This window comes from Flavobacterium gilvum (assembly GCF_001761465.1).
GTDB lineage: Bacteria > Bacteroidota > Bacteroidia > Flavobacteriales > Flavobacteriaceae > Flavobacterium > Flavobacterium gilvum.
The window spans coordinates 2,882,214-2,898,255 of the sequence record NZ_CP017479.1 but is presented as its reverse complement, the minus strand read 5'-3'; the positions used below and the strand labels follow the sequence as shown (position 1 = coordinate 2,898,255).

At 34.1% G+C, this 16,042-nt stretch carries 9 protein-coding genes; 7 read left to right on the top strand and 2 right to left on the bottom strand.

All coding sequences use genetic code 11. The features are described from left to right. The first annotated feature begins 67 nt into the window (after positions 1–67). The 7 genes from porQ to EM308_RS12065 all read left to right on the top strand — a co-directional run bounded on the left by porQ (position 68) and on the right by EM308_RS12065 (position 12,495). Positions 68–1,090: a type IX secretion system protein PorQ gene (gene porQ, locus EM308_RS12095; protein WP_035638951.1), complete on the top strand. Its 1,023-nt coding sequence runs from the start codon at positions 68–70 to the stop codon at positions 1,088–1,090. A gap of 66 nt (positions 1,091–1,156) precedes the next feature. Continuing rightward, positions 1,157–1,849, top strand: a complete 693-nt coding sequence (gene cmk / locus EM308_RS12090; protein ID WP_035638953.1) for a (d)CMP kinase — start codon at positions 1,157–1,159, stop codon at positions 1,847–1,849. A gap of 75 nt (positions 1,850–1,924) precedes the next feature. Then, on the top strand, positions 1,925–3,301 hold the full coding sequence (locus EM308_RS12085; protein WP_035638955.1) for a nucleoside permease: 1,377 nt from the start codon (positions 1,925–1,927) through the stop codon (positions 3,299–3,301). A gap of 501 nt (positions 3,302–3,802) precedes the next feature. Next, positions 3,803–5,581, top strand: a complete 1,779-nt coding sequence (rpsA, locus tag EM308_RS12080; RefSeq protein WP_035638957.1) for a 30S ribosomal protein S1 — start codon at positions 3,803–3,805, stop codon at positions 5,579–5,581. A gap of 193 nt (positions 5,582–5,774) precedes the next feature. Continuing rightward, positions 5,775–9,257 (top strand): gliding motility-associated C-terminal domain-containing protein, encoded by a 3,483-nt coding sequence (locus tag EM308_RS12075; protein WP_051877848.1) that lies wholly within the window; start codon positions 5,775–5,777, stop codon positions 9,255–9,257. Positions 9,258–9,284: 27 nt separating this feature from the next. Further along, entirely contained in the window at positions 9,285–10,220 is a 936-nt protein-coding gene (locus EM308_RS12070; RefSeq protein ID WP_035638959.1) for a PorP/SprF family type IX secretion system membrane protein, read from the top strand. A gap of 13 nt (positions 10,221–10,233) precedes the next feature. After that, the gene (locus tag EM308_RS12065) at positions 10,234–12,495 is read left to right on the top strand and encodes an OmpA family protein (RefSeq protein WP_035638961.1); all 2,262 of its coding nucleotides are present in this window, start codon (positions 10,234–10,236) and stop codon (positions 12,493–12,495) included. 159 nt (positions 12,496–12,654) lie between these two features. On the opposite strand, the gene pheT is transcribed toward EM308_RS12065, so the two are convergent. Next, positions 12,655–15,075, bottom strand: a complete 2,421-nt coding sequence (gene pheT, locus EM308_RS12060) for a phenylalanine--tRNA ligase subunit beta (protein WP_035638962.1) — start codon at positions 15,073–15,075, stop codon at positions 12,655–12,657. A 103-nt stretch (positions 15,076–15,178) separates the two neighbouring features. Further along, a complete protein-coding gene (locus tag EM308_RS12055; protein ID WP_035638965.1) occupies positions 15,179–16,042 on the bottom strand; it encodes a bestrophin family protein in 864 nt (287 codons plus the stop codon).

Genomic DNA, 16,042 nt, shown 5'->3' with positions numbered 1-16,042 from the left:
TAATTTTTGTATGTTTGATGCCGATAACTTCGGGGTGAATTTTTGACATTCCCTTTTCAAATATCGTATGTCCCAAAAACTTTCATTTTACTTTTTATCCTTAATTTGTTTTGCGACATACGGACAAATAGGAGGGAAGCATACTTATGAGTTTTTAAATCTTGTTACTTCGCCAAGACAGGCGGCTTTGGGCGGGAAGGTTATTACTATTTATGATGAAGATGTGAATCAGGCACTTTTCAATCCCGCAGCCATCAATCAGGAAATGGACAACCACTTATCCTTAAATTATGGCAATTATTACCAGGAAGTAACTTATGGTACTGCATCATACGCTTATACTTACGACCAACACATACAAACCTTTCAGGCCGGAATAAATTATATTAATTACGGAAAATTTGATGGTTATGATGAAAATGGTTTGCCAACTTCATCATTTACCGGTAGCGAAATAGCGCTTTCTTTGGGTTATGCTTACAATATTCCTTATACCGACATTCACTTGGGCGCCAACGCCAAATTAATCGAATCTACCCTGGAAACTTATAATTCTTTTGGTGCAGCCATAGATTTAGGAATGGTTTATATCGATGAAAAAAATGATGTAAACTGGGCGCTGACTTTGAAGAATATCGGAACCCAATTTACTACTTATGACGGCAATAGGGAAAGTTTGCCATTTGAAATAATCGCCGGAGTTTCACAGGAATTGGAACACGTTCCGATACGCTGGCATTTTACCCTCGAAAACTTGCAACAATGGAATCTGGCTTTTTCAAATCCTGTTCGCTCACAAACTTCAATTGATGGTACTGTTGAAGAAGAAAAAATCTCATTTTTCAATAATGCTTTGCGACATATGATTTTTGGAGCTGAATTTTTTCCAAAAAAAGCTTTTAATCTTAGATTGGGGTATAATTTTAGGAGAGCTGAAGAACTACGAATAGAAGAACAACGCAATTTCTCGGGACTTGCCGTTGGTTTTGGTCTCAAACTGAATAAATTAAAATTTAATTACTCTTATTCGAAATATACTTTGGCAGGAAATACCAGTTTATTTGGATTGATTGTTAATTTTGGGGAATGATTTTGATGACAGAAGAAAGAGTAAAGAATAAAGAGTAAAGAACTAAAAAATACTTAAAAATAAATAATGAAAAAAATAACCATAGCAATAGACGGATTTTCATCCACTGGGAAAAGTACTTTGGCGAAGCAACTTGCCAAACATTTGGGATATGTATATGTAGATACTGGTGCGATGTACCGAGCTGTGGCATTGTATGCAATGCAGAACAATTACATTGGAACTGATTTTTTTGATAAAGAAAAATTAATAAGCAGCTTGCCTTCGATAAAATTACATTTCAAATTCAATTCCGAATTGGGTTTTGCCGAAATGTACCTGAACGATATCAATGTTGAAACTGAAATTCGTACTTTGGAAGTTTCCAACTTTGTAAGTTCTGTAGCCGCAATTTCTGAAGTTCGCACCAAATTAGTAGAACAACAACAGGAAATGGGTAAGGAAAAAGGAATTGTTATGGATGGCCGAGATATAGGAACCGTCGTTTTTCCAAATGCCGAACTCAAAATATTCATGACCGCAGGGGCAGATACCCGTGCGCAAAGACGTTACGATGAATTAAAGGCAAAAGGTGATTCTGTTTCCTACGAAGAAGTATTAAAGAATGTGGTTGAACGTGACTATATTGATACTCATAGAGTTGACTCTCCTCTTGTAATGGCTGACGACGCAATTGAAGTGGATAATTCTTATCTGGATCGTAAAGAACAATTTGACGCCGTTTTAGAGTTGGTAAACGATGTTATTAATGCTGTATAATTTTTTGGAAATATCAATTTTAATGGTAGATTTACGCGCCACAAAATTCTACAAATAAAAAATACAGATCGTCTTATGGGAATTAAAAACAGGTTGATATTAATGAGTTTTCTCCAATTTTTTGTTTGGGGAGCTTGGTTAATTACAATTGCAAATTATTGGTTTGGAACCAAAAACTGGGAAGGTACTCAATTTGGTTTGGTCTTTGGAACAATGGGAATCGCTTCTCTTTTTATGCCAACTATATCCGGTATTATTGCTGACAGGTGGATTAATGCCGAAAAATTATATGGGATACTTCATATTTCCTATGGAGCAGTTTTATTTTATATTCCAAAAGTTACTACACCAGACACCTTTATATATATTATGCTTTTGGCGATGTGTTGTTACATGCCAACTATTGCTTTGAGTAATTCCATATCTTATAATGCACTGAAAACAAACAACAAAGATGTCGTTAAGGATTTTCCGCCTATTCGTGTTTTTGGAACTATCGGTTTTATTGTCGCGATGTGGATTACCAATCTGACCGGAAATAAAGCAACTGCCTATCAATTTTATATTGCTGGAATCGCCGCCGTTGCATTAGGATTGTATTCATTTACTTTGCCAAAATGCAAACCGCAACGATTACTAAAAGAGGATGCCTCACTGATGGAAACATTGGGATTGGGTTCTTTCAAGTTATTTGCCGATTACAAAATGGCTTTGTTTTTTATTTTTTCGATGTTTTTGGGAGGAGCTTTACAATTGACTAACGCTTATGGCGATGTCTTTTTAGATGAATTCAAACATTTCCCAATATACGCCGATTCATTTGTGGTGAAATATTCAACTATTATTATGTCTATTTCCCAAATTTCTGAGACTTTATTCATTCTTGCTATTCCATTTTTCTTGAAACGTTTTGGAATTAAACAAGTAATGCTTATCAGTATGCTAGCATGGGTATTGCGTTTTGGCCTATTTGCGTTTGGAGATCCTGTTCAAGGATTGTGGATGATTATATTGTCCTGTATCGTTTATGGAATGGCATTTGATTTCTTTAATATATCCGGGTCATTGTTTGTGGAAACTCATACCGATGCCAAAAATCGTTCTTCAGCACAAGGTTTATTTATGATGATGACCAATGGAGTTGGGGCAATTTTGGGAAGCTTTACCTCTGGCTGGGCAATTGATCGCTTTTTTACAAAATCTTTTAACACAACTTCAGAGTTAGCTTCTTTTTTACATACAGATAGCGCAAATCCAAAAATGCTTGAGTTTGTAAAAAGTCAAGGAAACGCTGTTTCTGCAGATGGATTATTTCAAAATGTTATTATGATGAAAGACTGGCATATGATTTGGCTGGCTTTTGCAGCTTATTCGCTAATCATTGCGATAGCATTTGCTGTTTTGTTCAAACACGAGCATAAACCGATTCCTTTGGAAAACTTAAGTCATTAATATAAACAAACCCGACAGAAAATTGAATTTGTCGGGTTTGTTGTTTTTTAACTAAATCAAAACAATATTATTGTCATTAATCTTATAAGTTTGGATTTAAGATTTTCGTCAAGTATGTATAAACTTGTAACCAAAAGCTATTTGCAAAGTTTGTCATTGCGAGGAAAAACTATGGGTTTGTTACTTCTTATGAAATACTAGACTTCTAACCTAACCCCGATTGAAGCGAAAATCCTTATAAGCCGGGGTTCGGCTTATAAGATTGTAGTGAAAAGCGGGACTACACTTCCTGAAAAAAACGAAATCCTGTGCTCCTTCAATAATAGATTGATAATCACTCGCATTTTGTTTTGCAGTTTCAGAAAAATGAATTAATTTTGCACACCTTTTGACGGATAAGAGTTTCCTTTAGGTATCAAATAATTAAAGTAAAACAACTTCTGTATTTTTCTTTCGCATGGAGAAACTCGAGAAAAAACAGAATACAAATTTTTTATCAGCATGTCTGAACAATTAAAATCACAAGAAGAGTTTTTAGCAAATTTCAACTGGCATAACTTCGAAGAAGGTATCGATGCTGTGGATGAGAAAAACTTGTTGGAATTCGAAGAACTAGTATCAAAAACTTTTATCGCTACTGACCAAGAAGAAGTAGTAGAAGGAGTAGTTGTGAGAATTACAGATAGAGACGTTATCGTTGATATCAACGCAAAATCGGAAGGTGTTATTTCATTAAATGAATTCCGTTACAATCCAAATTTAAAAGTAGGTGACAAAGTAGAGGTATTAATTGACATCCGTGAGGACAAAACTGGTCAACTAGTATTATCACACAGAAAAGCACGTACTATCAAATCATGGGATAGAGTTATTGCTGCAAACGAAACAGGTGAAATCGTTAATGGTTTTGTAAAATGCAGAACTAAAGGTGGTATGATCGTTGATGTTTTCGGAATTGAAGCATTCTTACCAGGATCTCAAATTGATGTTAAGCCAATTAGAGATTACGATGTATATGTAAACAAAATGATGGAATTCAAAGTGGTAAAAATCAACCACGAATTCAAAAACGTTGTTGTATCTCATAAAGCGCTTATTGAAGCTGATATCGAAGTACAGAAAAAAGAAATTATCGGTCAATTACAAAAAGGACAAGTATTGGAAGGTGTTGTTAAAAACATCACTTCATACGGTGTGTTTATTGACTTAGGTGGTGTTGATGGATTAATCCACATTACTGACCTTTCTTGGTCAAGAATCAACCACCCAAGTGAAGTTCTTGAATTAGACCAAAAATTGAACGTTGTAATCCTTGATTTCGATGATGAGAAAACAAGAATTCAATTAGGATTGAAACAATTGAACGCTCACCCTTGGGATGCTTTGAACGCTGATTTGAAAATTGGTGACAAAGTTTCTGGTAAAGTAGTTGTAATCGCTGATTACGGTGCATTTATCGAAGTTGCTGAAGGTGTTGAAGGTTTAATCCACGTTTCTGAAATGTCTTGGTCTACACACTTACGTTCTGCTCAAGATTTCGTAAAAGTAGGGGATGTTGTTGAAGCTGTTGTATTGACTCTTGACAGAGATGATCGTAAGATGTCTTTGGGTATCAAACAATTGACTCAAGATCCTTGGACTGATATCACTTCTAAATACCCAGTAGGTTCTAAACATACAGGTATCGTTAGAAACTTTACAAACTTTGGAATTTTCGTAGAATTAGAAGAAGGAATCGATGGATTAATTTACATCTCTGACCTTTCTTGGACTAAGAAAATCAAACACCCATCTGAATTTGTAAATGTTGGTGAAAAACTTGATGTAGTTGTATTAGAATTAGATGTTGATGGACGTAAATTATCTTTAGGTCACAAACAAACTACTGCTAATCCTTGGGATCAATACGAAGATTCTTTTGCTGTAGGAACTATCCACAATGGTGAAATTTCTGAAATCGTTGACAAAGGAGCTACTGTAGAATTCGGAGATGATATCGTTGCTTTCATTCCAACTCGTCACCTTGAAAAAGAAGACGGAAAAAAATTGAAAAAAGGTGATACTGCTGATTTCAAAGTAATCGAGTTCAATAAAGAATTCAAAAGAGTAGTTGCTTCTCACACTGCTATCTTCCGTGAAGAAGAAGAGAAAAATGTGAAAGCTGCAACTGAAAATACTTCATCTAACTCTACAACAAATGCACCAGCTGCAACTCTTGGAGATAACAATGATGTATTAGCTGCATTGAAAGCTAAAATGGAAAAATCAGAGAAAAAATAATTCTTAGATTTTTTGAATATAGAGAATCCCGACATAGTCGGGATTTTTTTTATATACTAATTAGCCATAACTCAACATATCTGTTTTCTATAAAATTAAATCTCGACTACTACTTTTAACACCGAATTAAATTAAAATCAAAAAGACTTTATTTTGTATGAAAATGTCTATTTTTGAATAAATAATATAATTTATGGTTAAAAAACTACACTTACCCGTTCCCTTTTTTGCCCTATTCATTCTCTTTTTTTGTCCAAAAAGTGTTCTTGCCCAATGTGCTGGAAATGATAACGTAATGCTTACCGTTTGTGATATCGCAAATACGTCTAGTAAAACAATTGATTTGTTCTCACAATTGGGAGGAAATCCAACTCTAGGCGGAACTTGGAGAGATGATGACAAATCTGGCGGATTAAACAAGATTACAGGAGTTTTAAATGCTCAACAAATTTTAAAAAGCGGCATCTATCATTATACCTATACAGTTACCAATGTTTCTGGCTGTGTTGACAATACCGCCACCGTGACTGTAACAATAGGTGGATATACTGGGGTTCCCGCGCCCAATTCCTCTATTTGTAGTTCTGAAACAAGCTATAATTTATTTCAGGTTTTTAATGGTAATTTTCCAGATCCACAAATTAGTGGAACATGGACAGACAATGATGGGTCGGGAGGATTGAGCCCTACAACAGGCGTTTTGAATGCTTCGGTTGCCATTCCAGATGACACTTATTCTTATACGTATACAATACCCGCAATAGGGTCATGTGTTGCACCGCCTCCTTCAACAATCTATGTGTCGATTTACCGTTCTCCAAAACCTGGGATTCCAACTAATTTACAATTGTGTTCCAATCAATTAGCTTCTTACACAAATCTTGATTTAAATAGCCAATTGGCAGATGAAGACGCTGATGGAATCTGGACTGAATTTGGAACTTCTGAAATAAATAATGATACAGATTCTTTTATCAACATTCAAAATATATACAATACTAGAGGTCCTGGAATATATGCTTTTACTTATACCGTAAAATCAAATAATACTGTTTGTAAAGATCTTTCATCAACTGTTAGTATCACTATTGAAAAACAACTTGATTTCACAGGGGCGACATTAACTGTAAACTCTGATAAATGTGAGAATGAAATTCCAACCGCCACTTACAATGCTATCTTAACACAAGGTACTCAAACCATTCCAAATGGCTCTTATGAAGTTACTTATAGTATATCTGGAATTGCTGCACCAATAAAAACTACACAGTTTTTTTCAGGAGGTGTGTTGAACTTCCCAATTCCTTCAGTAAATTTTCAGCAAGTTCAAGATTACACCATTAGTATCATAAACATAAAAGATGTAAACAGTCTAGGACTTTGCAATAATATTATTGGTACAATAGAAGACGTATTGCATATATATCCAATTCCTAAAATCAATAGCGCCACACTTACTATAGCTCCGATTTGTCAAACTTTTGACGCACAAGTAGATTTTTCAGGGACATCAAATCTTACTGATGGAAGTTATAATATCATTTATAATATAAGCGGAGGGAATACTGCCACCGCTATAAATGCAGTACTTAATATCAGCAGTGGATTAGGCACTTTTACAATTCCAAAGAATTTGATTCCAAATGCTGGTACAAGCACTGTAACAATTACCAAAATTACGAATGCAATCACTGGTTGTACCAATACAGCTGCACTTAGCAAATCCTTTACAATAAATCCGCTACCGGATGCTACCAATCTTACAGCAACAATCAAAAATATTTGCCAAGGACAAACTGCAAACGTAAAACTTTCTGGTTTGGGAACTTTAACGTCAATTTCGATTGATTATATACTTTCTGGCGCAAATGTTTCAGGTTTACAAACTATTCTTTTGACAGTAACGGGTGGAGAGGCTAATTTCATAATTCCAATAAATAATCTGCAAAATGTTGGACTAACTTCTTTTACGATAACTAACTTGGCTAATACAATAACAGGATGTTCATCGGCAATTAATAACAAGACTGATTTTACTGTAAACCCTATCCCTAGTATTCCTGTTGCTAATGATCAAAAGTTTTGTACTTCAGACAATGCAAAAGTTTCTAATTTAATTCCGCAAGGAAGTCAATACCAGTGGTTTGATTCTGCAACAAGTACAGTTCCTCTGAGTAATACAACTCCATTAATTTCTGGAAATTATTTTGTCAAAGAAGTAAATACAACAACAGGATGTGAATCGCCTTTGAAAACAATTACTGTCATTATCAATTCAACTCCACAAATTAACAATGCAACATTGGCTATTGCTTCCATTTGCCAAGGATATTCAGCAAATGTAAATTTCTCCGGCACTTCCAATCTTACCGATGGAAATTATAATATTCTTTATAATTTATCAGGAAACAATATAGCGACTGCAATTCCTGCAACTTTGAATATTACTGCAGGTCAAGCAACTTTTGCTATTGCTCCAAATTTAATTCCAAATTCAGGAAATACAACGATTACCATAACCAACATAACCAACAATTTGACCCTTTGCACTAACACATCAACATTATCAAAAAGTTTTGCTGTAAACGCTATTCCTGATACAAGTAATATGGCTGTTACTGTAAATAACGTTTGTTTGGGACAAGCTGCAAGTGTAACTATTACAGGATTAAGGACTTTGACAAATGTTTCTTTGACTTATGCAGTATCTGGAGCAAATACTATTGCTTCACAAACAATTCCTTTGGTAGTAAGTAATGGAAATACAAATTTTTCAATTCCAGCAACCAACCTTCAGAATACAGGAATCAATACTTTGGTTTTAACCAATATAATGAATGTCGGAAATGGCTGTTCATCTGTAATAAATTCTCTTTCTAAAAATTTTACTGTAAATGCCATACCTAATAGTCCAACAGCTAGTAATCAAAAATTTTGCGAAACTGATTTGGCAACTGTCGCTAATTTAGTTCCAAACGGAAATCAATACAAATGGTATGATACTGCGACAAGTACAACACCTTTGCCTGCAAATAAACCATTGACAACAAAAAATTATTTTGTCAAAGAATCTAATGCCTCCGGTTGCGAATCGTTGGCAACCACCATTAGTGTTCAGATAAACACTGTTCCAATACCAGTTTTAAAGTCGAATGGAAACCAATTCTGCGGAATAAACAAGCCTACCATTTTTAATTTGTCAAACAATACAACTGCTTCGTCAAATTTAACTTGGTTTGATACTCAGTCAAATGGAACAGCACTTCCAAATACACATTTACTCGAAGAAGGAGTTACTTATTATGGATTTGATTATGATACAACAACTAAATGTTATTCCAGTCCGCTATCAACAATCGTTACATTAACCAATTGCTCAGTAACTCCTGAAGGCTTAAAAATCCCTGATGGCTTTTCGCCAAATGGAGATGGAGTAAATGATACTTTTCAAATCACAGATATCGAATTTTCATTTCCAAATTATACATTAGAAATTTTCAACAGATACGGAAATGTGATGTTCAAGGGAGACAATAACAAACCAGCTTGGGATGGTAAAAATTCCAATTCAAGTTTCATTAGCGGTGATGCCCCAACAGGAGTTTACTTTTATATTATCAATTATAATAAAGATAATTTACCTCCAAAACAAGGTCAACTTTATTTAAACCGATAATTCATTTTTACCAATAAATTTATTCTGATGAAAAAAATAGTACTTCTTGTGTTTATATTCCTTTCCGCACTAAAGGCAACAGCACAGCAAGACCCACATTTTACACAATATATGAATAATATGAGTGTAATAAATCCTGCATATACGACAGCAACTCCTGCAATTCTTAATTTAGGAAGTTTGTACCGTTACCAATGGGCAGGAATAGAGGGAGCACCCAAAACCCTGACCTTATTTGCACATACACCTATAAACAAAAAAATAGAAACAGGCTTATCGCTAGTGTCTGACAATATTGGAAATGGAGCCAAAAAAGAAACTAATTTCTATGCCGATTTTGCCTATGTTCTTCAATTGAATGAAAAGCAAAAACTTTCATTTGGGCTAAAAGCTGGATTTTCGTCGATAAGTACCAATTTTAATGGTTTTCAATTGAATAGTGGTGATATTTCTACAGATAAAGCATTTGCAGAAAACATAAACGAAACAGTGCCCAATATTGGAGTAGGAGCTTACTATTTTGGAGATAATTATTATATAGGTGTTTCAGCTCCAAACCTGCTTTCGTCTGAACATATCAAATCAAGATCAACTTCAAATTCCTTTGGACCGCAGGAAATCCATACTTATTTGACAGGAGGATATGTTTTTGACATCAACCAAGCTTTTAAATTCAAACCGGCTGCAATGGCAATATTTGTAAAAGGAGCACCAGTTTCTGTCGATTTAACGGCTAATGTATTGTATAATGAAAAATTCGAATTTGGAGCTGCCTACCGTTTTGATGATTCTGTAAGTTTATTGATGAATGTGAATGTTACTCCAAGTTTGAGAATAGGCTATTCTTATGATTATATCACTTCCAATCTGAGTCAATTCAGTTCTGGTTCACATGAAATTGTCCTGCTGTATAACTTGGATTTATTAGGCAAAGGATACGATAAATCACCCAGATTTTTCTAAAAAAGAATAAAATATGAAACATATATATATACTCCTCATCGTATTTTCAATCCAATTCATACAAGCGCAACAGCAAGATTTGGAAAGAGCTAACCGTTTTTTTAATAAAACATATTATAGCGAAGCCATTCCTTTGTACGAAAAAATCAGTAACAAAATCCAAACACAGGAAGTGATTCAAAACTTAGGAGATTGTTATTTCTTTACAAATGATTTCGATAATGCTCAAAAACAATATGCAATTTTGGTTCATAGCAATAACAAAAACCTTTCCGAAGATGTTTATTTTCGATACACCCAAACATTGAAAGCCAAAGGAAAATACAACGAAGCCAATGATGTTATGCGAAAGTTTTATTCGGCTTCAAATAATAGTAGAGCAATCGAAAAGTTGGAAAGTGATATCAAAACCTTAAAAAATGTTAGTGCTATTGGCAACAGATATACTATTCAAAATTTGCCATTAAATACCGAGAATTCGGAGTTTGGAGCGGTTGTATTTGGTGATAAATTGGTTTTTGCAGCAGTCAAAAAGAAACCTAATTTATTCGACAAAACCTACAAATGGAATAATGAATTATATCTCAATTTGGTCAGTATTCCATTAAAAAATATAAATGTTAGTGATTCTTCGATTACTTATTTTTCAAAAGATTTAAAATCACCAATGCACGAATCAAATGCTATTTTTACTAAAGATGGGAAATTCATGTATTTTACCCGAAACAATTCTAACAATGGAAGTAGAGCGAAAAATGCTGACAAAATTTCAAACATTCAAATTTTCAGAGCTGAATTTGTAAAAGATAAATGGACGAATATTACGGCGTTACCTTTTAATAGTCCTAATTATTCTGTTGAGCATCCTGCTTTGAGTCCAGATGAAAAAACACTTTATTTTGCATCAGACATGCCGGGAACATTGGGTTCTTTTGATATTTATAAAGTTTCTATAGAAGGAACAACGTACGGAACTCCAATTAATTTGGGAGAGAACATTAATACTTCCAAAAGAGAACAATTTCCATTTGTTTCGAAAGACAATAAATTATATTTTTCTTCAAATGGTCGTGAAAGTTACGGAGCTTTGGATGTTTTTGTTTCTGATATTCAAAACAATTCGTATTCTAAAGCTTCAAATGTTGGACTTCCGTTGAATTCAGGTTATGATGATTTTGCCTTTACCATCAATTCTGATACCAAAGAAGGATATTTTTCGTCGGATAGACCGGGAGGAAAAGGAAAAGATGATATTTATTCTTTAAAAGAAACCAAAGAACTTATTATAGAAGACTGCAAACAATATATCGCAGGAATCATCACCGACACTGATTCGCATCTTGCGCTGAAAAATGCTACGGTAGTTTTAAAAAACAGTTCCAATCAAGAGCTTGAAAAAGGAATAACTGATGCCGATGGAAAATTTAATTTTACAATTGAATGTGAATCAAATTACTCAATAGTAGCAACCAAAGAAAATTATACCGAAAATTCAAAATCGTTCCATTCTTCGGCTGAAAGAAAAAAATCAAACGATGGTTCTATGGATATTCGATCTTTGGAAATTATCAAAAAAGAAGAGCAAATTGCATTTGAGAAAAAAAAGGCAGACGATTTACTCAAAGCACAGCAATTGAAAGCGGCTGAATTAGTGTCAATTCAACAAAAAAAGAAAGCAGATGCGATAGCACTTCAAGAAAAGAAAACTGCTGAAGCCAACGCTCTCAAACAAAAGAAAAAAGAAGATGCTATTGCTCTTGAGGAAAAAAGATTGGCAAACTTAGCTACTGCTGAACAATTAAAAAAAGAAAAATTAGAAGCCGATAAAAAGACAAAAGAAATAGCGGCAGCTAAGAAAAAAGAAAAAACAGAAGCGATTGTAGCCACCGAAAAAGATGTGGTAAAAGACAAAGACCGTTTAATCATCAAAACCGATCCTATTTATTTTGATTACAATATGTGGTACATTCGAAAAGAATCAAAAAAAATATTGAATCGGGTCGCTGAATTAATGAATAAATATCCTGAAATGGTTGTAGAAATTGGTTCACATACAGACAATCGTGGTAACGCAAAATTCAATGAAGACCTTTCTCAAAAAAGAGCTGATGCAACTCGAAATTACATTATAGAACAAGGGATTCCTAAAAACAGAATTTATGCCAAAGGTTATGGGGAATCTGTTCCAATTGTAAAATGTGTTCCCGAAGATTCTTGCGATGAAGAACAACACGAATTGAACAGAAGAAGTGAATTTGTGATTAAAAATTTATAAAAAATAGGCCACGGATTACACGGATTGTCACGGATTTTTTTTTAATCTGTGTGAAATCCGTTCAATCCGTGTAATCTGTGACCCATTTCGCAAAGATGTTTTGCAAAAAAAATCCCAATTCATTTCTGAACTAGGATTAAAAAATATTTTGGTTTGAAATTACCTCAAACTTGCTCCAAGCTCTGCTTCAAAATTCTTGATTAGTTTGCTCATAATTTTATCAATTTGAACATCTTCAAGAGTTTTCGCAGTATCCTGAATAGTAAAACTCAACGCATAGGATTTTTTCCCTTCGGGTAAATTTTTACCTTCGTAAACATCAAACAAATTAATGTCTTTTAACAACAATTTTTCTGTTTGTCTAGCTACAGAATAAATTGCATCGTAAGTCACATTTTGATTTACCATCAAAGCTAAATCCCTGCGAACTTCTGGATATTTTGGAATTTCAGTATATTTAATTTTATTTGACATTAATTTCAAAATCGTTGCCCAATTAAAATCAGCGAAGAACACTTCTTGTTTAATTCCAAAATGTTTTAAAATTGATTTTTTAACCACTCCAAACTCAACAATTGTTTCATTTCCTATACCGAAAGCAATTCCTTCTGAAAAGACATCAGTATTTACCGGAACACTTTTTGAATTTGAAATTCCTAGCCTTGACAATATTGCTTCAACATAACCTTTGAACAAAAAGAAATCCGATGGTTTTTGTGCATTTGTCCAAGTTTCCTGATTTCTGTTTCCTGTTTGGAATAAAGTCAAATGCTTGATTTCCTCATAACCGGATAAAAATTTATGGTAGGATTTACCAAACTCAAATAATTTTAAATCCGAATTTTTACGATTTATATTATAAGATATCGCTTCCAAACCAGAAAACAACAACGACTGACGCATAGCTGCTAAATCACTGCTCAATGGGTTAAGCATCGTTACGTTGTATTCTTCTTTTAACGCATCCGAAAGCTGAACATAAGAAGCTGTCGTCAATGAATTAGCCATCATTTCATGAAACCCTTGAGAATTCAATTGTGTAGCAATGATGTTTTGCACCTTATAATCCTCGTTTCTTGGAGAATTAGAAACGGTAGCATTTAATTTTTTAGAGAATACAATATTGTTATAGCCATACACTCTTAAAATTTCTTCGATAACATCAATTTCTCTTTGAACATCAACACGATAGGGAGGAATGGTCAATCCCAAACCGGCGTCTGAAACACTATTTACTTTTATCTCCAATGAAGCCAAAATCTGTTTAATAGTATCTTTTGGCAATTCCTGACCAATAATTCTCGCTACATTTTTGAAATTCAAAAAGACGCTGAAGCCTTCTATTTTCTTTGGGTAAATATCAATGATATCTGCCGTAATTTCACCACCAGAAACTTCCTGTATCAATAATGCGGCTCTTTTCAAAGCATATTCTGTGATACTTGGATCAATTCCTCTTTCAAATCGGAAAGAAGCATCAGTATTTAATTGATGTCTTTTTGCAGATTTTCGAATACTTACCGGGTTAAAATAAGCACTTTCAAGGAAAATAGAAGTAGTTGTCTCCGTCACACCTGATTTTTTTCCTCCAAAAACACCTGCAATACACATAGGCCCTTTTTCATCACAAATCATTAAATCCTCTTCATGCAACGTTCTTTCAATATCATCCAAAGTAGTGAATTTGGTCCCTGCCGGAAGTGTTTTCACGATAACTTTTCCGTTGATTTTTGAAGCATCAAAAGCATGTAGCGGCTGCCCCAAATCATGCAATACATAATTGGTTACATCCACTATATTATTTTTTGGATTGATTCCAATTGCTTTCAGTCTGTTTTTTAACCATTCTGGAGAATCTTTCACGGTAATCCCAGAAATTGTAACCCCGCAATATCTTGGCGCAAGGTGCGTATCTTTTACATCAACATCAATTTTCAGGATTCTTTTATCAACTCTAAAATTGCTTACTGATGGAGTAATTAATTCTACATGAGTACCTTTTTGAATTAAACCTGCTCTCAAGTCACGGGCAGTCCCAAAATGACTCATTGCATCGGCACGATTTGGTGTCAAACCTATCTCAAAAACTTCGTCATTTTCAATTTTAAAAACTGCCGAAGCCAATGTTCCCGCTGCAATTGAATTATCTAGAACCATAATTCCGTCGTGACTTTCACCAAGACCCAATTCATCTTCGGCACAAATCATTCCGTGACTTTCCTGTCCTCTGATTTTTCCTTTTTTAATGGTAAAAGAATTCCCCTCTTTATCATACAAAACGGTACCAATAGTTGCTACTGGAACTTTTTGTCCTGCATCGACATTACTGGCTCCACATACAATTTGAACAGGAACGCCATCGCCCAAATCTACAGTGGTCACTTTCAAACGATCAGCATCAGGATGAGGCACACAAGTAAGTACGTGACCTACAACGATACCTTCCAATCCGCCTTTTACCGATTGGTATTTCTCTACTACTTCTACTTCCAGACCTAAATCAGTCAATAATGCAGCCGTTTCTTCTGATTTCCAATCAATTTTTATGAATTGTTTTAACCAGTTATAAGATATTTTCATGTTTATTTTTTTTCAAGAATGCAAATATAATCAATGTTAAGCTAGGCACAAAGTTAGTCAATGCCAAAAATCGATTCAATTCCAACAAATTTTGAAACTCTTACTATAATATTTCCTCAATGTGCTTTTTGATATTTGTGGAAATTTTTGTAGTTGGCAAATCATTATCATCATAACCAAAAGGTTCTTCGATTTCTTCAGAAATTAATTCGATACTGGCCAATACATAAAAAATCAAACAAGCAAATGGTATTATGTAATATCCCAAAGTAAAAACATAAGCATAGGGCAGTGTCAATACAAAAATAAAAATGAATTTTTTGATAAAAGTACTGTACGAATAGGGGATAGGCGTGTTTTTTATTCTTTCACAAGAGCCACAAATATCTGTAAAAGATTGAATTTCACCATTCAAAATAATCAATTGATCTCCTGTTATTTTGTGGGAAACATACAAATCATTAATCTTTTGATACAACATTTTTGCAATTTGATTGGGCCTGTGTTTATGATGATCCAAATCCAAATCTACATGATCAAATAATTGCATACTGGTTTCCTCGTCTTTTAAATGCTTGTTTAACATGGAAGCATAACTCGGAATTAGTCTTCTAAAGTAAGCCAAATCCTTTTCGTCCTTTAGCATAACGGAAAGTTTCATAGCCAGATTCCGGCTATTATTGACCAAAGATCCCCATAATTTTCGACCTTCCCACCAGCGATCATAAGCTGAATTGATTCGGTAAGCCAACAACAAAGAGATTACAAAGCCCAAAGAAGTATGAATTACTGTCAGATTTTTGACATTACTGGACTCTTCGAGCTTAAAACATTCAATTTCTAAATAAGCGATAGCACCAGAATACAACCCAATTAAAATCATATACGGCAAAAGCTCTCTTAACGTATCTGATTTTTGAAAACGAAAAATATAAGCAATCCAAACTTTGGGATTATACGATATCAT